The organism is Streptococcus suis (assembly GCF_029616525.1).
GTDB lineage: Bacteria > Bacillota > Bacilli > Lactobacillales > Streptococcaceae > Streptococcus > Streptococcus suis_AF.
On sequence record NZ_JANFME010000003.1, the window covers coordinates 62,084 to 83,918 of the forward strand.

Here is a 21,835-nt window from a genome sequence, read left to right on the forward strand (position 1 = left end):
TGATATAATAAACCATCATAATTTTGGAGGTCCATCATGCTTAAAGCAATGGAAGTATACTTAGTTACTAATGGTAATGGTTTGGAAGCCATCGAGTTTTATAAAAATGCTCTTGGGGCAACAGTGGAGCAAGTAAATCTATTTAAAGATTTCTTACCAGACTGCCCTGCTGAACTAGAAAATTACGTGATGAATGCACAGTTTCGTTTGAATGGTCAACGTTTTATGTTGTCAGACAACAACCCAGAAATGCCTTATACAGTAGGTGACAATATTACAGTTGCGCTTATCACAGACGATGCTGAGACAGCGCAGGAACTATACAGCAAGTTATCCGTAGATGCAACTGCTATCAATATGGAACTTCAAGCAGTTCCTTGGTCTCCTGCCTATGGTAATGTAACAGACAAGTTTGGTATCTCTTGGCAAATCAATGCTGAAGTAGAAGGCTACGGTCAGGAATATTACGCAGAAAACTAAAATAGATTGGACAACGTCCAATCTATTTTAGTTTTTGCCAATAAGCTTTGTAGATATAAAGTTGAAGAGCAGCAGATAGAACAAATAGTAAGGTCATCAAGGCTGAGCTTACATAAGCTGCACCAATAGTGCCAGCTAATATGATGCTGACAACTAGAATAATGGCTCCGAGAAACATTGTTCCTATGATTGATCCAGCAATTAACCATTGACCCGCTCCGCGACCAAATAACTGGTTACTATTTTGCCAGTTGAGCATGAGGAGTCGTTGGTCACGCCAGTAATAAATTTGACCAGTTAGCAGGGCTGAAATGATGATGCCGACTGTAAAGAAGACTGCTAGAATGAGTTTGACTTTCATGAAACCTAGAGCCAAAGCAAAGTAAAGTAGAGTTGGTAGCGCGAATTGTACCGCAGCCAATACCCAGAATTTTTGGATGATAAATTTTTTGAAACTTATAGGAAGTGTTCGAATGAAATGATAATTTTCCTTTTCCAATGACATGGCTACTCCGATGAAGGTTGTAGAACCAGCAAATAGACTGCCAAGCAAGAATCCAGCTAATAGAGCAATACCAAAGAAATCCCATTCAACTGAACTTAGACCACCATTTTCCGTGAAACGGCTAAAACTTGGAAAAAGCGCCACTCCCATGATGATTGGTTGTATCATGGTTTGGACCATGAGGTTGCTATCTTTAAGAGTAGATAGGTGGTGTTTCACTAAAGCCTGATTGAGATTGCTAGGAATCTTGGCAGACTTAGCATTATTGGTCCGTTTTGTCGAAGCATTTTCAATCGCCAAAACTTGATTAAAGTAGTTGGGAATGACAGTTTTAAACGCAAACACAATAAGTCCAAACATCAAAATTAGAGGAAATCCAAAATGAAGGAGTGTTTCTAGTGATATAGTATGGCTGACCAGGTAATGGAATCCAGCAAATATAGGTATGATAGGAAAATCAACAAAGCCACCAGATTCGAGTGAAACGGTCTGCTGAGATTGCAGGAACATGAGCGCAGCAAAAGCCAGCAAGGAAGAACCTGTCATCAGGATTGTAGAAATCAATGTTTTACGAGGGCTTTTTGTCAGAACTTCCCCAACAAAGTGCATGATAATCAGATTGACTAAATTAACTAAAATCCAGAGAATCAAAAAGGAAGGAATGGAAGCTAAGGCGAGGAGCGGACCGCCAATTTGCCAGTAAGTGATTAGAAGTAAAGACAGACACGGCATGAGGAAGGGTAGGACCATCCCTTGTGCAGAGAGGCTTTTAGCGAGGAAGACTTCTTGTGGCTTCAGGGGAAGTGCTAAATACAACTTTGTATCCTTACTATCGTAGAAAACGGAGAAGAAACCTGTAAAACCGTAGACAATGGCAATAATGGTAAAGAGAGCTAGTTGCAGAGAAAAGAAACCGATGGACTGACTATAATCTACTCCCATGAAAAAGACAGAATAGAGAAGTCCGAAACTCAAAACCATAAATACTTGTTGCAAGAGGACACTTTTATAGGCTGAAAAGGAGGCGTCTTTGCGCTTACTTTGTTTCTTCTTGACGGAAGCTAGAAGTTGAGGATTGGAATAAAGAATATTAATCTTTACTAGTTCCCAAATGATGGATTTACTCATATTTCCTCACCTGCCTTCACTTGTTGGCGTCCAGCTAATTCCAAATAGATGGTCTCCAAATCTTTATCTGGATACTGTGATTTGAGTTCATCAAGACTTCCTACGAAAATGAGTTGCCCTTTTCGGAGAATAGCAATGCGGTCACAGAGTTGTTCAGCCACTGAAAGGACGTGTGTAGAAAATAGAACGGTGTGACCAGATTGAGCATGTTCTTTCATCATTTGTTTTAGGTCGAAAGAAGCCTGAGGATCCAGTCCAGTTAGGGGTTCATCCAAAATCCAAATATCAGGGTTAGGGATCAATGCACCAATAATAATGGTTTTCTGACGCATACCGTGTGAAAAACTGTCAATAGGCTCATGTTGGCGCGCTGTCATATCAAATAGACTAGATAGTTTAGCGATACGGTCATCAACTGTATCCTTTTCTACACCATAGACCTTGCCCATAAAGTGCCAGTATTCAAAAGCTGTTAAGTGTAGGAAGATGTCTGGCGAATCTGGAACATAGGCTATCCGTTTTTTGACTTCATCGCGGTTCTCCTCTAGGTTTAAACCATCAACAGAGATAGTTCCATAACTGGCTTCGATTATCGAAGTCAATAGACTGATTGTCGTTGTTTTTCCTGCCCCATTGTGACCAATTAAACCGAAAATCTCGCCACTTTCAATTGTCAAATTTAGGTCATCAAGTGCGATTGTTTCGCCGTATGTTTTTGTGATATGGTCAAATTGTATCATAGTAACCTCCTTGTTATTCGTGAACTAAAAGTAGGGCTTGCTAGGTATTCCAAGCCTTATTCAAATGTTCTTCAAATAATATATACAATTAATTACATTTATTATACTGCTGAATTAGTACAAAAGCAATAGTTTCTATCAATATTTTTGTAGTATGGATGCGGATATATTGCAAGAAGTCGAGTGTAAAAAGGAATGCAATAAGCTCGATTATCAGAAAATTTGCTATAATAGACCTATGAACGATTTGATCAAGCATAAATTGGAGTTACTACCAGATAGCCCTGGCTGTTACCTCCATAAAAACAAGTACGGTAAGATTATCTATGTGGGCAAGGCCAAAAACCTGCGCAATCGGGTGCGGTCATATTTTCGTGGTGCTCATGATACCAAGACAGAGGCCTTGGTGTCAGAGATTGCGGACTTTGAATTCATCGTAACGGATTCTAATATTGAGGCACTCTTGTTGGAAATCAATCTGATTCAGGAAAACAAGCCTCGCTATAATATCATGCTCAAGGATGACAAGTCCTATCCCTTTATCAAGATTACCAAGGAACGTCACCCACGGCTACTCATTACACGGCAGATTAAGAAGGATGGCGGTCAGTATTTTGGTCCCTATCCAGATGTGGGTGCAGCCAACCAGACCCTCAAGCTATTGGAGCGTCTGTATCCTTTCCGCAAGTGTAAATTGCCTGAGAACAAGTATTGTCTTTATTATCATTTGGGGCAATGTTTGGCACACGGGGAAAACCTGCCCAGCCTGTCTGACTATGACAAGATGGCCAAGGAAGTTGCCCAGTTCTTGACAGGTCATGACGATAAGATTGTCAAGGAAGTGCAGGAAAAGATGAAGGCAGCTGCTTCTAATCTGGAATTTGAAAAGGCTGCGGAATATCGTGATGTCCTTCAATCCATTTCCACCCTACGGACTAAGCAACGAGTGATGGCACATGATTTGCAAAATCGAGATGTCTTTGGCTACTACGTGGATAAGGGATGGATGTGTGTGCAGGTTTTCTTTGTTCGGCAGGGAAAACTGATTGAGCGGAATGTCAATCTTTTTCCATACTATAATGATGCGGATGAAGATTTTTTGACCTACATCGGTCAGTTTTACAGGGACCAGCAACATTTGATTCCCTCTGAAGTGTTGATACCGCAGGATATTGACCAAGAAGCCGTAGAAGCTCTAGTAGATACCAAGGTCATCAAGCCCCAGCGTGGTGAGAAGAAGCAGCTCATCAATTTGGCGACCAAGAATGCGCGTGTCAGTCTGGAGCAGAAGTTTAATCTTTTGGAAAAAAATCTGGAGAAGACCTACGGTGCTGTGGAGAATATCGGTCAGTTGCTGGGGATTCCGACGCCTGTGCGGATTGAGGCTTTCGATAACTCCAACATCATGGGGACCAGTCCTGTATCGGCCATGGTGGTCTTTGAAAATGGGGTGCCTAATAAAAAGGAATACCGCAAGTACAAGATTAAGACGGTTGAGGGGCCAGATGATTATGCCTCTATGCGTGAAGTGCTGCAACGCCGTTATAGTCGGGTCTTGCGGGACGGTTTGACACCGCCTGATTTGATCATCATTGACGGTGGTCAGGGACAGGTCAATGTCGCAAAACAGGTCATCGAGCAGGAATTGGGTATGTCCATTCCCATTGCAGGTTTGCAGAAGAATGACAAGCACCAGACCCACGAGTTGCTTTTTGGAAATCCGCTGGAAGTGGTGGAATTGCCCCGTAATTCTCAGGAATTTTTCCTCCTGCATCGGATTCAAGATGAGGTTCACCGCTTTGCTATTGAGTTTCATCGTCAGGTTCGGTCAAAAAATTCCTTCTCATCTAAATTGGATGGCATAGAAGGCTTGGGACCAAAACGCAAACAGGCTTTGATGAAGCATTTCAAATCCATTAGCAATATCCAGTCGGCCAGTCTACAAGAAATTGCAGAAGCAGGTGTGCCGTATAAGGTGGCGGAGTTGGTCAAGGAGAAGTTGAAGTAAAACCAAACGGTGTAATAATATCCAAAAATCTAATAAAAATACATCAAAATACTTCATAATCTCAGTGATATATATTTATGATATACACATAAAGCGCTTGATAAGCTTTAATTTATTACCGATACAAATATGCTAGTAAAATAGAGAGTTAGGTAAAGGTTATGCAAAGATATATCACTCATGCAGTTGGAATATTGTTCATATTGTGTATGCTACTGCCGTTTTCATATACTACGGACAGTGAAAGTTATTCTGTTATCCTTGTGTCAGGTTGGCGGTATTTCAGCCAAAACTTGTTTTCCTTGTCCTCTATTCTAATCTTTTTAGCTTTCTTTTTCATTAATTATCAAGCTAATAAAAATATTCAGCTGATTATTTTTATCATGACTTTTATGGTTACATTGTATTTTTATTGCTTACCCATTCTGGCTCTAGGAGAAGAATTCTGGAGTCGTATAATCGAATTGCCTGTTGCTTATTACATTTGTGGTTTAGTTATGATTGTTGGAGTTGGATTAAAAGTAAAACGTTTGGTATCTGGTTAATTGCCTAATATTTCTGAAAAGCACGAGGACTGTCTTTCTAATCAAAAGCTGGAAAGCAGTCCTTTTAAGATAATCTGGTAAATCTTGTCTTATGGCAGGTAGAGATGAGATTTGAAAGCTCTACTAATTTATGGTAAAATGAATTATCAATGACTGATTAAGGAGAAAGCGATGGCGTTCGGCGAAGAAAAACACAAGAAAACAACATTTGAAAAAGTAACTTTAGTAATTGTTGTCGTGATGGTTGTCGTGACATTAGCTGGCTTGATTTTACCAGCCATTAATGCATTGATGAATTAAGAATCTGTATTCACTGTTCAGCACTTCTATACTAAGGCTAGTTTTTAAGCACTCATCGTTAGTTTTTTTCAAAATACAGTCAGTGTTTTGAAAAAACTACCTTGATTGGCTAAAAACGATTTCTTATATATGAGCACTTCGCTTGTGAATACAGGTCTAAAACGCTTTTAAGCGTTTTTTTCTAGGAAAGAATAGGGTAAATTATGAGTATGTTTTTAGATACTGCCAAGATTAAGGTCAAGGCAGGGAAAGGTGGCGACGGGATGGTCGCCTTCCGCCGTGAAAAGTATGTACCTAATGGCGGTCCTTGGGGCGGTGATGGTGGCCGTGGCGGAGACGTTGTTTTTGTTGTAGATGAAGGCCTGCGTACTCTCATGGACTTCCGTTACAACCGTCGTTTTAAAGCTGACGATGGCGAAAAAGGGATGACCAAGGGCATGCATGGTCGTGGTGCGGAAGACCTGATTGTTCGAGTACCACAGGGGACAACTGTTCGTGATGCGGATACTGGCAAGGTCATTACTGACTTGGTTGAAAATGGTCAAGAATTTGTCATTGCCCACGGTGGTCGTGGTGGTCGTGGAAATATTCGTTTTGCGACACCTAAGAATCCAGCGCCTGAGATTTCTGAAAATGGAGAACCAGGTGAGGAGCGCAATCTTGAATTAGAATTGAAAGTGTTGGCTGATGTAGGTCTTGTAGGTTTCCCATCAGTTGGTAAGTCAACGCTTCTCAGTGTTATTACAGCAGCTAAACCTAAAATTGGTGCCTACCATTTTACAACTATTGTGCCAAATTTGGGAATGGTTCGGACCAAATCTGGCGAGTCATTTGCTGTGGCAGACTTACCAGGTTTGATTGAGGGTGCTAGTCAAGGTGTTGGATTGGGAACGCAATTCCTTCGTCACATCGAGCGGACACGTGTTATCTTGCATGTTTTGGACATGTCAGCAAGTGAGGGTCGTGATCCTTATGAAGATTACGTAGCCATCAACAATGAATTGGAAACCTACAATCTTCGCCTCATGGAGCGTCCTCAGATTATCGTTGCCAACAAAATGGATATGCCAGAAGCGGCAGAAAATCTGGAAGAGTTCAAGAAGAAATTGGCAGCCAACTACGACGAGTTTGACGAACTGCCACAGATTTTCCCAATCTCAGGGATTGCTCACCAAGGTTTGGAAAATCTTTTGGAAGCCACAGCTGAGTTGCTAGAGAAAACGCCTGAATTCTTGCTTTATGACGAATCAGATTTCCAAGAAGAAGAGGCTTACTATGGCTTTAACCCAGATGAGCCAGAGTTTGACATCAGCCGTGCAGACGATGCAAGCTGGGTTCTATCTGGTGACAAACTAGAAAAACTCTTCACCATGACTAACTTTGATCGTGACGAATCTGTCATGAAATTTGCTCGCCAGTTGCGTGGCATGGGCGTCGATGAAGCCCTCCGTGCGCGCGGAGCCAAAGACGGCGACACAGTTCGCATCGGCAAGTTCGAATTCGAGTTTGTGGATTAAAACTGTCCGGGGGACAGTTTTAACCCGAGCCTAAAAATTCGAAAGCGAGGTAAGCAGTTTGATTGCAAGTTAACTTGCTAGTCAAACTACGCCAAGTCCTATGGGACCTTGGCTACCAACCTTACTAATTTCATTCAGCTAATGATCGTTTGTAAACAGTCTATAAAATAGTTGGAGGTTTATATGGGCGATAAACCAATATCCTTCAAGGATAAGGATGGAAATTTTGTCTCAGCAGCCGATGTATGGAATGCTGAGAAATTAGAAGAACTTTTTAATACACTTAATCCTAATCGGAAATTTCGTTTAGAAAGAGAACGATTGGCAAAAGAAAAAGAATAGATACCAAAATCTGCTTGTTAGCGTAAAACAGGCAGATTTTTTATATCTACTTTTAAATACGATATCTATTAATATTATGTTTAAAAATGCATTTAGACGCATAAATTGTGCAGATATTCACTGGAATATTAATAAATATACTATTTAAGGAAATTGGACAATATTGTTTTGCGTATTCAATTATTTAGAGTATAATACAATCGATGATTACTGAACTTTTCAAGGTTTTTTTGTAAAATCTGTAAAATTTTTGTAATTAATAAATAAAAAATTGGAGGAGTTTTTTTCAATGCGCAAGGCAAAGAAAAAGTCATTTGATTGGTATGGAACGAGACAACACTTCTCGATTCGTAAATACCATTTTGGAGCAGCCAGCGTCTTGCTCGGTATGTCACTTGCACTTGGTGCTGGAGCTCAAGTAGCACAGGCCGAAGAGACAGTTGCTTCATCAGAAACAACAACAACGACTGTGGCATCGACTACAGATTCGCCAGCAAGTTCTGAAGCTGTTGTCACAGAGGCAACAGTGGAATCAACAACAGAAACAGCTGTTTCAGCTTCAGAAACTGCAACAACTACAGAAACAGTAGCTTCAGCTGAAACTGCTACAAGTACAGAACGGACAGTTGCTATCAACTATATTGTTAATTATGTGCTTGAAGACGGTACATTAGTAAAATCAGATGTGAAGACAACATCTGTAACGACAACTGAAGCAACTGCTACATCAACTGTAGAAGTAACTACAGAATTGCCAACAGGTTACGAATTGGCAGCAGGTCAAGCAGCGACAGTTTCTCAAGTAGTTACTGAAAATGGTGAAAACATTGTCACTGTTAAAGTTGTAAAGAAAGCTGAAGAAAAAGCAGCAACAACGTCTGAGACAACTTCAAGCACAACTACAACAGCGACAGAAGAAACAACTACACCTGCAACTGCAACAGTTACTGAAACAGTGAAAACACCTGCTACTGTTGAAGAAGCAAAAGCAGTTCTTGAGCAAGTAACTTCAGAAGCTGAAGTATTGGCTAACGAAGCGGAACGACTTGTGGCGGCATCCGATAGTGATAATGTTGCCTTGAAAGCAGCTGCTACAGCGACTAAATTAACTGCAACAGAAGCGACTGCCGTATTGAATGATTCAGCAGCAACACTTGAATCTGTTAACGCTCAGATCGATTCTGTACGTGCAAACGTTGAAGCACTTGCCTTGGAATTGCGTAAGTACTTTGTCAATGGTGATATTGTAGCATTGTTGGATACGACAACATCTACTGATGGCACCACAACTATTGATGCTTCAAACGCAAATTCTATCTACTATGCACAAAATGGTGTGTGGTTCATCCCAGATTTGGTGAAAGCTGCAAACTCTGGTCTTCCGGTAGCAGACCAAGAAGCAACAATTACAGAAGGAAATAAAGATATTCCTGATGGTTATATTGCTGATGAAGATGCTAATCGCGATACTTTCTTGATTATTGAGCTTGATTCTTCAGAAGGTACAAGCAACTTTAATGATCGAATTGGTAAAGATTACTATATTACTTTCTCTGTTTCTACAGATGCTACAGAACGTGCCTCTAACGATGTTGTCTATGCAAAACTTGTTGAAAAAACAGATAGTGGAAGTACTGTAGTTAATACTATTGAACTTCAAAACGGCGTTCAGAACAACTTTAGTGAATTAGAAGCTTTCGCTGACACTGTTTACGGTTTCACCTACACTGTTCAAACTGTTAATGGTGGTACGACAAGAAATATTGCTATGGCCAATAGTAATGGTGACAACCGAAATGCGATTATTTACAGTAAATTGGAACCTAGCCGTGTAGGTATTCCATTTAATGCGACAACATTCCTTGTAACAGGATCAACCACTCAAACAACTTCTTACTTCGTTAAAGAGAATGCTGCGACTGGTCGTGTACGTGAATTGTTGGCAAAATACACTCAAGCAGATGGTTTGATTGGTGATGCCTTCCATATCGCTGGTGTGATTGACTTTGACAACTATGAGTTGATCGAATCAGAACTTCCTACAGTAACATCAGGTACCCTGGTTTCTGACTACGTGGTTGGTACACAATACGTTGTCCTTCGTGGTGCTTATAACGAAGCGCGTATGATCACAATCACGGATGTGGATGGCTCTATCCAAATCCAAGTCTACATGTTGGATCCAAACAATCCAGATTGGGAAACCTTCTATAAGAATAACATGAACAACGCAACTATCTCAGACTTCCCTGAGTACTTCAAGTTGATGTTCACGACAGAAGTTATTGCGCCTCAAGACTATAACTCAAAAGAAGGTTCTGCTACCCATAAATTCTATGAAGCGGATAAATTAGTTCTTGAAAGTACTGAAATCCAAGTTTTAGACGCTAATGGTGATGTTCTTGGTACTTTGAGCGATGACAAGACAACAATCACGACAACATCAGGATCAACTATTGCAGTTGCAAGCACAACTGATACAATGGTAACTGGTGCTGATGGTACAATCTACACTGTTAATTACAACAAAATCTACAAGACAGATGCAGATGGCAACTATGTAGATGCAGACGGTAATGTTCTTACGCCAATTCTTTGGGATTATTCTAAGCCTGTAAATGAGTATGTCCCAGGTATTTATCAAGATGGTAAAACAGGTGTTGATGGCATCACTATATCAACAGGTCCACTTTCTGCTACAGAATATCCAGAGGGTGTCTACTACTTTGGTTATAACTATCATACTTCAACAACTGAGACTCGTTTGACAGATAGTGAAACAGATTCTCGTTGGGATGTCGGTGGTCTTGAGATGACCTTGCGTAACAGTAATGCTAAGAATGAACAGCATGCTCGTTACTGGTACACTGAAAAAGGTGGTGTTGAAGTTTATTATGTCACTGATGATGGTACAGTATTGACAGACTTCACTGCTAACGACGGTACAACAGTTGCTGACAAAAATGTTGTTGTAGATCATGGCGATACAGACTCAGCATATGATACTACATCTGTTCGTTACACAAGTATTACAGCAGCAGACGGTACAGTTTACCTCTATAAAGAAATCGATACAACAGCTGCAAATCTTCACCCAGTAGTGAACGACACAACAGATACAGACTATCGTGCAAATGAGAAAATTGATGCTGAAACAGGTACAATTGCTACTGACACAGTTAAACAATTGACTTATGTCTACGAAAAAGCTGGTAATGTTATTGTTCATTATGTAGATGAAAATGGTAATCCAATCTCAGGTGTGACAGATGCAGGTACAACAACTGATAGTACAGTTACTGATACTGATTACTCTGTTGGAGGTACTGCTTACGATACTACTGACCTTAAACCAAACACAATCACAACTGCAGACGGTAAAGTCTATCAACTCGTTCCAGCAGCGACACAAGGTAATGAAACTGGTGAAGTAGTAGCCGGTGAAACACAAGAAATTACTTATGTTTACAAGTTGGTTGAAGGTGATGTTATTGTACATTACGTCGATACAGAGGGTAACACAATTGCATCTGACGTGACTGATACACCAACGTCTGACACAGGTACAGACTACGACACAACAGATAACAAACCAGAGAAAATCGTTAACGATGAAACTGGAGATGTCTACTACTACACAGAAGTTAAAGCTGGTGATAATGAAACTGGTAAAGTTGTAGAAGGTACAACTGAAGTTACTTACATCTACGAAAAAGCTGGTAGCGTTAATGTTAACTATGTAGATACAGATGGTAACCCACTAATTGCCCCAGTTGCGGATGTGACGGATGGTAAACCAGGTTCAGACTATGACACTCTTGTAGATAACAAACCTGAAACAATCGCTACAGCAGATGGCAAATTGTACCGCCTTGTTCCAGCAGGTACTTACAACGTTGGTACAGTTTCAGATGATAACAACTTGACAGCAGCTGGCAACGGTACTGCAACAGGTGTTGATTCAGTAACAGGTACAGTTGAAGCAGGTACAACAAAAGAAATCACTTACGTTTACGAAGAAGTGAAAGGTGACGTTGTAGTTGAGTACTACGATACAGATGGTAATGTCATCGCTACAACTGTAGTTGATACACCAACATCATCAACAGGTACACCATACAACACCTTGGATCAAAAACCAACAACAATCACAGCAGCAGACGGTACAGTTTACTACTACAAAGAAGTGAAATCAACTTCGGCAGCTGAAGATGGTACTGTTGTAGAAGGTACAACAACTGTTCAATATGTTTATGAAAAAGCTGGTTCAGTTAACGTTAACTATGTTGATACAGAAGGTAACCCAATTCAAGCACCAGTAGCTGACGAAACAAACGAGAAAGCTGGTACTGAGTACGCTACAGCTGATAACAAGCCAACAACTATCACAACAGCAGATGGTAAGACTTATCGTCTAGTTGAAGCAGGTACTTACAACGTTGGTACAGTTTCAGATGATAACAACTTGACTTCAGTTGGTAATGGTACTGCAACAGGCGTTGATTCAACAACAGGTACAGTTGAAGCGGGTACAACAAAAGAAATCACTTACGTTTACGAAGAAGTGAAAGGTAACGTTGTTGTTAACTACATCACAACTGACGGTACAGTGATCAAGCAACCAGTTGAAGATACACCATCTACATCAACAGGTACACCGTACGACACAACAGACAACAAACCAACTACTATCACAACAGAAGATGGTAAGACATACCGTATCGTGCCAACTCTTACAAAAGGTAACGAGACTGGTGACGTTGTAGAAGGTACAACATCAATCACTTATGTTTACGAAGAAGTGAAAGGTGACGTTGTAGTTGAGTACTACGATACAGAAGGTAACTTGATTTCAGGTCTATCTGACTCAGGTGAAGCTGTAGATACTAAAGAAGTTGATACCCCATCAACATCAACAGGTACAGCATACAACACTGACGAAGACCACAAACCAAACACCATCACAACAGCAGACGGTACAGTTTACTACTACAAAGAAGTGAAAGACACTTCAGCATCAACAACAGGTGAAGTTGTAGAAGGTACAACAACTGTTCAATACGTTTACGAAAAAGCTGGTTCAGTTAACGTTAACTATGTTGATACAGAAGGTAACGTGATTCAAGCACCAGTAGCTGACGAAACAAACGAAAAAGCTGGTACTGAGTACGCTACAGCTGACAACAAGCCTTCAACTATCACAACAGCTGCTGGTAAAGTCTACAAACTTGTTCCAGCAGGAACTTACAACGTAGGTACAGTTTCAGACGACAATAACTTGACAGCAGCTGGCAACGGTACTGCAACAGGTGTTGATTCAGTAACAGGTACAGTTGAAGCAGGTACAACGAAAGAAATCACTTACGTTTACGAAGAAGTGAAAGGTAATGTTGTTGTTAACTACATCACTGAAGATGGTACAGTGATCAAGACACCAGTTGAAGATACACCAACATCATCAACAGGTACACCATACGACACAACAGACAACAAGCCAACGACTATCACAACAGAAGATGGTAAGACTTATGTCCTCGTTCCATCTAAGACAATTGGTAGCGAAACTGGCGATGTTGTAGAAGGTACTACTGAAGTAACGTATGTTTACAAAGAAGTAACTGGTAACGTTGTCGTTGAGTACTACGATACTGAAGGTAACGTCATCAAGACATCTGTAGAAGATACACCAACGTCATCAACAGGTACTGACTACGATACAACAGATAACAAACCATCAACTATCACAACAGAAGATGGTACTGTATACTACTACAAAGAAGTGAAATCAACTTCAGCAGCTGAATCAGGTGATGTAGTAGAAGGTACAACAACTGTTCAATACGTCTACGAAAAAGCTGGTAATGTTATCGTTCACTATATCACAGAAGATGGTACAGTGATCAAGGCTACTGTAACAGACGAAGAAAACGCTGAGCCAGGCAAGTCATACACAACGACAGATAACAAACCAACAACCATCACAACAGAAGATGGTACAGTTTACGAATTGATCCCAACAGCAACTATCGGCAACGAAGACGGTTCTGTAGAAGCTGGCAAGACAATCGAAATCACTTACGTATACCGTAAAGTTGAAGCGCCTAAGTCAGTTGTGACAAACCACGTTGACGAAGAAGGTAATGTGATCTCACCACAAGAAGATGGAACAACGCCAAACAAAGGTACTTCAATCCCAGGTTATGAGTTCACAGGTAAGACAATTACAGATGAGAATGGTAACACTACCCATATTTACCGTAAGATTCCAACAAATCCTACAACCCCTGTAACTCCAGAGCCAGGTCGTCCAGTACCACCTACACCAGGTACTCCTGTTACTCCGGCTAAACCAGCAACTCCAGTTGCGGGTCAAGCTCAATTACCAAACACTGGTGAAGCTTCATCTTCAGCAACTGTACTTGGTGCAGCAATGCTTGTAGCAGCTCTTGCACTTGTTGGCAAACGTCGTCGTAACGAAGACTAATTATATTTCTTTACACGAATTCTTCCCCCGATAGAATAAGTGAAGAAATTTAGATAAATGCAGAAAGAATTACCTTTCTGAAAAAATGGTCCATTGGGCCATTTTTTTTGTTTGAATTTTGATATACTAGACATAGTATATTCAACGAAAGAATGAGAATTTGATATGAAATTAGTCTATACAGATATTCGGAATCCTCTGACGCAGTATTTAACGGATACCTCGGCAGAATTTGCTAAGGAAGGTAAGCGAGTTTTTTATATTGCTCCAAACTCCCTGTCCTTTGAAATGGAACGCAAGGTCTTGGAATACCTGCCTGAACAGGCAACATTTGAAATTATCGTGACCCGTTTTGGGCAATTGGCCCGCTATTTGATGATTGATAGGAAAGAATCAGCTCAACCGCTGGATGATGTTGGTCTGGCAATGATTTTCTTTCGTGTTCTATCGCAATTTGAAGATGGCGACTTGAAAGTCTATGGTCGTTTGCAGACAGATTTTGGGTTTATTAACCAGCTAGTTGCTTTATATAAAGAATTGCAACGGGCAAATATGTCTATTTTGGACTTGGAAGCCATGGAGTCACCAGATAAGCAGGCTGATTTGGTAAAAATTTTTCTGGCTGTAACAGACATCTTGTCCAACGAAGGCTTTGAGCATCAGTCTAAGTTAGCACAGCTGACTCGCTTGGTGGAAACTGGTCAGTTGGATGAGCAGTTGAAGAACATTGTGCTGGTGGTAGATGGATTTTCTCGTTTTTCGGCAGAAGAAGAAGCTTTAGTAAGGGCTTTAAATGAACGAGTGTCGGAAATCCTAATTGGTGTATATGCCAGCAAGAAAGCTGTGCAAGCCACCTATGCGGAAGGCAACGTCTATCAAGCCAACATTGACTTTTTACGACAGTTATCAGCGCAGTTCCAGACTAAGGCTACTTATATTGGTCAAGAGCCAGTCTTGGACAGTATCGGAAAATTTTCAAAGAATATGGAAGCCTATTATGACTACAGCGGGACCATGATAGACTTGACTCCAGCAGACCAAGAAAAAATCCAGCTATGGGAAGTTGTTAACCAAAAAGAAGAGGTGGAGCAGGTTGCGACTGCAATTCGTCAGCATGTGCATCAAGGAGCTCGCTATAAAGACATTTTGTTGCTCTTGGGTGATGTGGATAGCTACAAGTTGCAGATTGGCAAGATTTTTGACAAATATGACATTCCTTACTATTTTGGTAAGGCAGAGGAGATGAGTCATCATCCTCTGGTCCATTTTGTGGAGTCCTTGGAACGCTTACGTCGCTATCGTTTCCGAGCGGAAGACCTGCTCAATCTCCTCAAATCTGGTTTGTACGCCAGCATTTCCCAAAAGGAACTGGACCTATTTGAGTCTTACATCCTCTTTGCGGATATGAAGGGGCAGGCTGCTTTTTCGAGGGCTTTTTCGGTCAATGGCAGAGCGGACTATGACGCTGAAGTCATTAAGGAGAAAAGGCTTGTCTATGATTTGGCTGTCTTGGAACCTCTACGTGCTAAGATTATGGAACCTTTGAACAAGTTGTTTAAGGCTGGATCACAATCTGGAACTGCCTTGCTTGAGAAATTTATGGCATTTTTGGAGGTAATTGAGCTTCCTAAAAATATGGAAAAAATGTCTCGAAATTTGAGCGAGGTAGAGCAAGAAAAAGAAGAGCAGGTCTGGAAAAGTTTTACCCATATTCTTGAGAATTTTCATCAGATTTTCGGAAAAGAAAAATTGAAAATGGATGATTTTCTGGCTATTTTACAGGCTGGAATGCAGGCCAGCCACTATCGTACCGTTCCTGCAACGGTTGATGTGGTCAATGTAAAATCCTATGATTTGATCGAGCCGCACACTGCAAAGTATGTTTATGCTATCGGAATGGGCCAGTCCAATTTTCCAAAAGTTGCTAAGAATACCAGTCTATTGACAGAAGAAGAGATGGAAAAAGTCAATCTTGTTTCGGCTAGTTCTTCACGTTTTGATTTGGTCAGCCGAGAGAATATTAAGAAGAACCATGCTGCTATGATGTCTCTGCTTAATGCTGCGACGGAACAGTTAGTTATTTCCACACCTCAGATTTATAACGAAGGTGAAGATAGTCTCTCCCCTTATATCAAGATTCTCCAAAAAATGGGGCTGAAATCCGAAGAACGTGGTCGGATTAAAACACTTAGTCCGCAAGACATCGGTCACTACAAGAGTCTCTTATCCCGTTTGATTGAGTCGGAAAGACCATCTCTTGATAATGAAGAATGGGAAGGGCAGAGGGCCTTCTGGACAGTCTTGGTTCGCCATTTGAAGAAGAAATTGGAGTCGCAAGGCATTGAAATTCCGACCATTACTGGTGATATTGCTTCTAAACAGCTTGCAGCTGATACATTGGCTGCTTTATATCCAGAGGATAAGCCGCTCAATCTTTCTGCATCCAGCTTGACCAATTTTTACAACAACCAATATCTTTACTTTGTCCGTAATGTTCTTCGCTTGCGGGAACAGGAATCCATCCATCCGACGGCCTTTCAACACGGGCTCTTCTTGCATCGGATTTTTGAACGAGTGGTCATGGACCAATCTGAACTAGATTTTGATCAAAAAGTGGACAAGGCCATCCTGCGTACACGTGACGAGGCAGAATTTGCTATGTTTTATAACCAAGATGCGGATGCTCGTTATACGGAGGAGGTGCTGGATAAGATTGCTCGTTCCAGTGCGACTATTTTGCGGGATAATGATTTGGTTGAAATTGATGGCCAGGAAAAGAGTTTCCGTCAGGATAAGGCGCTGGTTTTTGACCTTCAAAATAGCAAGAGTGTGCATGTAAATGGTACCATTGACCGCTTGGATACCTTACAAATCAATCAGGCTGTTGGTGTTGTGGATTACAAGTCCAGCGACCAATCTTTTTCAGTTGGTGATTTTTACAATGGTCTTAAACCTCAGTTGGTAACCTACTTGGCAGCCTTACAAGAGCTGGATGAAACAAAGGATAAACCTGTTTTTGGGGCTATGTATTTGCATTTGCAGGATCCGATTATCAAATTAAAAGACACGAAGAATTTAGAACAGCTAGAAGGAGCTGCCAATACGAGCTTGGTTTACAAGGGGCTTTTCTTGAAGGAAGAAAGTCTGGGGCTCAATCATTTTTATCAGACTCGTAACCAACTCTACACGGAAAATGAGTTTGCGGTTTTATTGAACCACAACCAAGAACTCTACAAACAAGCTGCCAAGGACATTCTGGATGGTCGCTTTGCTATTAACCCTTATACAAAAGATGGGCGTTCGGTGGCAGGTGAGCAGCTGAAGGCAATCACTGGTTTTGAGGCGGATCGACATATGGGTATGGCACGGCGGTTGGTCAAAGAGGCCAAGCGTCAAGATTGGATGGAACGAATGAAAGGAGGTCAGGACTAATGGCTTTTGAACAATTTTTAAGCGCGGAAGAAATCAGGGCTGTGCAGCTGGCGGAAGCCAATTCTGATAAGCAACAAAAACGCACACCTGAGCAGATTGAAGCCATCTACACGCACGGTCAGAATGTTCTGGTCTCTGCATCGGCTGGGTCAGGCAAGACCTTCGTTATGGTTCAACGGATTTTGGATAAGTTGAAGCGTGGCGTCGGGATTGACCAACTCTTTATCTCGACCTTTACAGTCAAGGCGGCTGGTGAATTGAAGGAGCGGATTGAGAAAAATCTCAATGAAACCATTGCGGAGACGACCGATATGGAATTGCGTCGGCATTTGTCAGCCCAGTTGGCGGATTTGACCAAGGCAGATATCGGGACCATGGACTCCTTTACGCAGAAATTGGTGACAACCTACGGTTATAGCCTTGGCATTTCTCCACAGTTTCGGATTTTACAGGATGAGACAGAAAAAGCGAGTCTGAAAAAAGAGGTCTTCGATCAGCTCTTTGCAGATTATCTTGAAAAGGATGAAAATGGAGAATTTCGTAGATTGGTTCGCAATTTTTCGGGCAACCGCAAGGATAATAGTGGTTTTCGTCAGGTTGTCTATCAAGTGCATGATTTTAGCCAATCGACGAGCAGTCCAACTAAATGGCTGAAAGAGCAGGCTGTTCAAGCTGATTTGTACAGTCAAGAGCGTATAGAGCAGATCTTAGAGCAAGGCTTTAAGGAAAAAGTATTAGACAAGCTCTATCAAGCTGCAGATTTCTTCCACTACCATGTGGAATGGGGCAGAAATGACTTTGGTTCTGCCAAGTATTTTGCAAATGTGGAAGAAGTCTTGGACTTGCTGACCAGTTTAGATAGCCTGGACCAGAAGGACTTGATGGAGCGGGTTGAAAGAATCCTTCTCATCAATGACCAGTCCAGAGGTAAGGGTCTAACCAATGCCAATCGACCAAAAGATGAGCATTTGATAGCCTTTAAAGAAGAATACAATGCTGGCAAGAGCCAGATTATCTCAGGACTACGAGATTTGGGTCAAGAAGTTTATGAATTAACCCTGCTGAAAGATTATCAGGTTCAAGCTTTGCCACTGCTCGTATTATTACGTGACTTTGTCTTGGATTTTTCGCAGGCTTATCTGGATGTCAAAATCAAGGAAGCAGCTTTTGAATTTGGCGATATTGGGCATTTCGCTATTCGTATTTTAGAAGAAAATGCGGACATTCATCAGTTTTTCCAAGAAAAATACCACGAAGTCATGGTGGACGAGTACCAGGATAACAACCATAGCCAAGAGCGAATGCTGGACCTGCTGTCTAACGGTCACAACCGCTTTATGGTGGGCGATATTAAGCAGTCCATCTATCGATTCCGTCAGGCGGATCCGATGATTTTCCAAGAGAAATTTGAACAGTATCAGGCAAATCCTCAGGCTGGGAAATTGATTTTGCTCAAGGAAAATTTCCGTAGTCAGATTGAGGTCTTGGAGGCGACAAATGCTATTTTCACGCGCCTGATGGACCGTCAAGTAGGGGAAATCAAGTATGACGACACCCACAGTCTAGTGGCTGGTAGTCCTGGTCAAAAAATTGCTCAGCCCAAGCATGAGATGGAATACTTGATTTACGATCAGCAGGATAGCGCAAACTCTTCAACGGATGCTGAGGAAGAAACACCTCTGACTGCTGGTGAAATTGAGGTCGTTGCAAAAGAGATTATTCGTCTTCACAATGAAGAAGGAGCAGACTTCAAGGACATCACTCTCTTGGTACAAAAGCGGACGCACAATGACCTCATTATGTCCATTTTTGAAAAACACGGGATTCCTATTGTGGCAGATGGCGGAGCAGCCTCCTATCTGCAATCTTTAGAAGTCATGATTATGCTGGATACCTTGCGGGTTATCAATAATCCACTCAATGACTATGCCTTGGTTGCCCTTCTCAAATCGCCTATGTTCCGATTCGATGAAGATGAACTGGCACGGATTTCCTTGCAGGCTGGGACAGGTTTCTTTTACCAGAAAATGGAAATAGCCCAGCAAACAAATGGGCAACATCCTGAACTTATTTCAGGAGACTTGAAGAAGAAAATCAAGGATTTCTTGTCTATTTTGGAAAACTGGCGTGCCTATGCCAAGCTGCATTCTATCTATGACTTGATTTGGAAGATTTTCAATGAAAAATTCTACTATGACTATGTCGGTGCTCTTCCAAATGGCAGCAAGCGTCAGGCCAATCTATATGCACTAGGTCTGCGTGCCAACCAGTTTGAAAAAACAGGCTACAAGGGCTTGTCCCGCTTCATCGCCATGATTGACCGTGCCTTAGCAAATGAAAAGGATTTGGCAGATGTACAAGAGTTTCTACCGCAAAATGCTGTACAGCTTATGACCATCCATAAGTCAAAAGGTTTGGAGTTTAAATATGTCTTCCTCATGAACATCGATAAGCGATTCAACTTGGAAGACCATTACCAGTCAGTCATTATCAGCCGGAAAAATGGTCTAGGTATCCAATATTTAGCGGATATGAAAGATAAGGTAAATAGCCCATTGCCTCAGGTGCGAGTCTTAATGAACACCCTCCCTTATCAAAATAATCTCCAAGAGCTAAAAATTGCCAATCTTTCGGAACAAATGCGGTTGCTTTATGTTGCACTAACGCGTGCTGAGAAGAAGCTGTATCTGGTTGGAAAGGGCAATGCTGACAAGTTAGCTGAAAAATACGATGGCAAAAAGGCAGATGGCGTACTAGCCCAATCAACTCGTGAAAGCATGGCGACCTTCCAAGACTGGATTCTAGCCATTGATGAGGCCTTTTCAGGAGAAGACTTGCACTTCAAGAAAGTCTTTGTGACGGATGAGGATTTGACAGAGGAGAAGATTGGTAAACTTACATTGAAGAGTAAGCTAGAAGACGCCAGCCTTAAAGATATTCGTCAATCAGAAGACATCGCCCAGGCCTTGGACCAGTTGTCTTCTGTTCAAGAGTTGAACGAACGCTATAAGGCTGCTATAGAATTACCAAGTTTACGGACTCCAAGTCAAATCAAGAAACTCTATGAGCCTGTCTTGGAACAAGAAGGCATGGAAGTTATGGAAAAATACCAGCCAAAACGCACCTTCAACTTGCCAGATTTTTCCAAGAAACCAAAAATCACTGGAGCCCAAGTCGGTTCAGCAGTGCATGAACTCATGCAACGCTTGGATCTGTCTTGGTTGGTGACAGAAGATACGGTAAGAGAAGCTCTAGAAACTGTTCATGCTGAGCAAGCGGTTAAAGACAAAATCAATATTCAGATGATTTTGGATTTCTTTGATACAGACTTAGGAAGAGAAATTCTAGCCAATACGGACAAACTCCACCGAGAAGCTCCATTTGCGAGTTTGCAGACTGATCCTATGTCACAGGAACAATTTGTCCTTCGTGGGATTATCGATGGCTACCTACTGTATGAGGATCATATTGTCCTCTTTGATTACAAGACAGACAAATATGACCAACCAATCCAACTCAGCCAACGTTACCAAGCTCAAATGCAACTCTATGCCGAGGCATTAAAAAAAGCCTACAAGATAGATCGTGTAGACTGCCATTTAATTTTGCTTGGTGGGGAGAGAATAGAAGTGGTCGAAGTCAAGGTAAACTAAAAGCGAGTACTAAGCTCGCTTTTTCTGTTTGGTTAGATTGAGTCCGAATGGGACAAGGTTCTCTTCTTTTTTCAAAATCCGTTGGATATTTTCTTTGTGGCGGATGATGACAAATAGGCCCAAAAAGACGATAATCACTGTAAAGAGCCAGTCGTAGCTTGGCAGGATGATTCCCATTGCTGGAAATAGCAGAGCTCCTAAGATGGCTAAAGCAGCACCCAATACGCTGGAGAAGGAAACCATCGAAGTGAGGTAAAGAGAAGTCACAAAAATGATGACTAGATAGAGGCAGAAAGCAGGTGCTACACCCAACAACATACCAGCAGATGTTGCAACCGCCTTACCGCCTTTGAACTGGGCAAAGATAGGGAAAGTGTGCCCCAGTACAGCCATTAACCCAAATACAATCGGAGAAATTCCTTGGGCATGAAAGATCAGCGGAAGCAAGGCTGCCAAAGTTCCCTTGAGAAAATCAATTACAAATACAATCGTACCAGCCTTTGGACCTAAAATACGGAATGTGTTGGTTGTTCCAGTATTTCCCGAACCATGTTCACGAATGTTGATATTGAAAAAAGTTTGACCTATCCAAAGTCCTGACGGGATAGATCCCAATAAATATGCAATAAATAGTAAAATAAGATTGACTAACATGTTTTCATTATAGCATATTTTCATCTAATTTAGTCCAAAATCTTATT

The 21,835-nt window shown here is 41.4% G+C and carries 12 protein-coding genes; 9 read left to right on the forward strand and 3 right to left on the reverse strand.

Annotation, left to right across the window (positions count from 1 at the left end; all coding sequences use genetic code 11):
- Positions 1-36: 36 nt before the first annotated feature.
- Positions 37-480, forward strand: coding sequence for a VOC family protein (locus NOL38_RS02035; protein WP_002935466.1), 444 nt, complete (start codon positions 37-39; stop codon positions 478-480).
- A 22-nt stretch (positions 481-502) separates the two neighbouring features.
- On the opposite strand, the gene NOL38_RS02040 is transcribed toward NOL38_RS02035, so the two are convergent.
- Positions 503-2,113, reverse strand: a complete 1,611-nt coding sequence (locus tag NOL38_RS02040) for a permease-like membrane multi-spanning protein (protein ID WP_277941223.1) — start codon at positions 2,111-2,113, stop codon at positions 503-505.
- Entirely contained in the window at positions 2,110-2,853 is a 744-nt protein-coding gene (locus tag NOL38_RS02045; protein ID WP_172047598.1) for an ABC transporter ATP-binding protein, read from the reverse strand. Before NOL38_RS02045 ends, NOL38_RS02040 begins: the two co-directional genes overlap by 4 nt.
- Before the next feature lie 238 nt (positions 2,854-3,091).
- Between NOL38_RS02045 and uvrC the strand changes: the two genes are divergently transcribed.
- From uvrC to addA, 8 genes are all read left to right on the forward strand, one after another.
- A complete protein-coding gene (uvrC, locus tag NOL38_RS02050; protein WP_277941224.1) occupies positions 3,092-4,861 on the forward strand; it encodes an excinuclease ABC subunit UvrC in 1,770 nt (589 codons plus the stop codon).
- A 392-nt stretch (positions 4,862-5,253) separates the two neighbouring features.
- Entirely contained in the window at positions 5,254-5,406 is a 153-nt protein-coding gene (locus NOL38_RS02055; protein ID WP_238710797.1) for a hypothetical protein, read from the forward strand.
- Between the two features lie 171 nt (positions 5,407-5,577).
- Positions 5,578-5,706, forward strand: coding sequence for a DUF4044 domain-containing protein (locus NOL38_RS02060; RefSeq protein WP_002943675.1), 129 nt, complete (start codon positions 5,578-5,580; stop codon positions 5,704-5,706).
- A gap of 203 nt (positions 5,707-5,909) precedes the next feature.
- Entirely contained in the window at positions 5,910-7,223 is a 1,314-nt protein-coding gene (gene obgE, locus NOL38_RS02065; RefSeq protein WP_032501615.1) for a GTPase ObgE, read from the forward strand.
- A gap of 183 nt (positions 7,224-7,406) precedes the next feature.
- On the forward strand, positions 7,407-7,565 hold the full coding sequence (locus NOL38_RS02070) for a hypothetical protein (protein ID WP_024400458.1): 159 nt from the start codon (positions 7,407-7,409) through the stop codon (positions 7,563-7,565).
- A gap of 289 nt (positions 7,566-7,854) precedes the next feature.
- Complete coding sequence (locus NOL38_RS02075; protein ID WP_277941225.1) at positions 7,855-14,049, forward strand: MucBP domain-containing protein; 6,195 nt, start codon at positions 7,855-7,857, stop codon at positions 14,047-14,049.
- A gap of 165 nt (positions 14,050-14,214) precedes the next feature.
- Entirely contained in the window at positions 14,215-17,481 is a 3,267-nt protein-coding gene (gene rexB / locus NOL38_RS02080; RefSeq protein ID WP_277941226.1) for an ATP-dependent nuclease subunit B, read from the forward strand.
- Positions 17,481-21,134 carry a helicase-exonuclease AddAB subunit AddA gene (gene addA / locus NOL38_RS02085; RefSeq protein WP_277941227.1) on the forward strand — a complete coding sequence of 1,218 codons (3,654 nt, stop codon included), beginning with the start codon at positions 17,481-17,483 and terminating at the stop codon, positions 21,132-21,134. The genes rexB and addA overlap by 1 nt, the downstream gene beginning before the upstream one ends.
- Positions 21,135-21,143: 9 nt before the next feature.
- Here the strand turns inward: addA and plsY are convergent, their stop codons facing one another.
- Positions 21,144-21,788 (reverse strand): glycerol-3-phosphate 1-O-acyltransferase PlsY, encoded by a 645-nt coding sequence (gene plsY, locus NOL38_RS02090; RefSeq protein WP_277941228.1) that lies wholly within the window; start codon positions 21,786-21,788, stop codon positions 21,144-21,146.
- Positions 21,789-21,835: the final 47 nt, after the last annotated feature.

Bases quoted from the DNA above. Each gene is read 5' to 3' on its own strand.
- NOL38_RS02060 (WP_002943675.1), top strand. From the start codon at position 5,578: ATGGCGTTCGGCGAAGAAAAACACAAGAAAACAACATTTGAAAAAGTA.
- NOL38_RS02045 (WP_172047598.1), bottom strand. From the start codon at position 2,853: ATGATACAATTTGACCATATCACAAAAACATACGGCGAAACAATCGCA.
- rexB (WP_277941226.1), top strand. From the start codon at position 14,215: ATGAAATTAGTCTATACAGATATTCGGAATCCTCTGACGCAGTATTTA.
- addA (WP_277941227.1), top strand. From the start codon at position 17,481: ATGGCTTTTGAACAATTTTTAAGCGCGGAAGAAATCAGGGCTGTGCAG.
- uvrC (WP_277941224.1), top strand. From the start codon at position 3,092: ATGAACGATTTGATCAAGCATAAATTGGAGTTACTACCAGATAGCCCT.
- NOL38_RS02075 (WP_277941225.1), top strand. From the start codon at position 7,855: ATGCGCAAGGCAAAGAAAAAGTCATTTGATTGGTATGGAACGAGACAA.
- NOL38_RS02035 (WP_002935466.1), top strand. From the start codon at position 37: ATGCTTAAAGCAATGGAAGTATACTTAGTTACTAATGGTAATGGTTTG.
- obgE (WP_032501615.1), top strand. From the start codon at position 5,910: ATGAGTATGTTTTTAGATACTGCCAAGATTAAGGTCAAGGCAGGGAAA.
- plsY (WP_277941228.1), bottom strand. From the start codon at position 21,788: ATGTTAGTCAATCTTATTTTACTATTTATTGCATATTTATTGGGATCT.
- NOL38_RS02070 (WP_024400458.1), top strand. From the start codon at position 7,407: ATGGGCGATAAACCAATATCCTTCAAGGATAAGGATGGAAATTTTGTC.
- NOL38_RS02040 (WP_277941223.1), bottom strand. From the start codon at position 2,113: ATGAGTAAATCCATCATTTGGGAACTAGTAAAGATTAATATTCTTTAT.
- NOL38_RS02055 (WP_238710797.1), top strand. From the start codon at position 5,254: ATGGTTACATTGTATTTTTATTGCTTACCCATTCTGGCTCTAGGAGAA.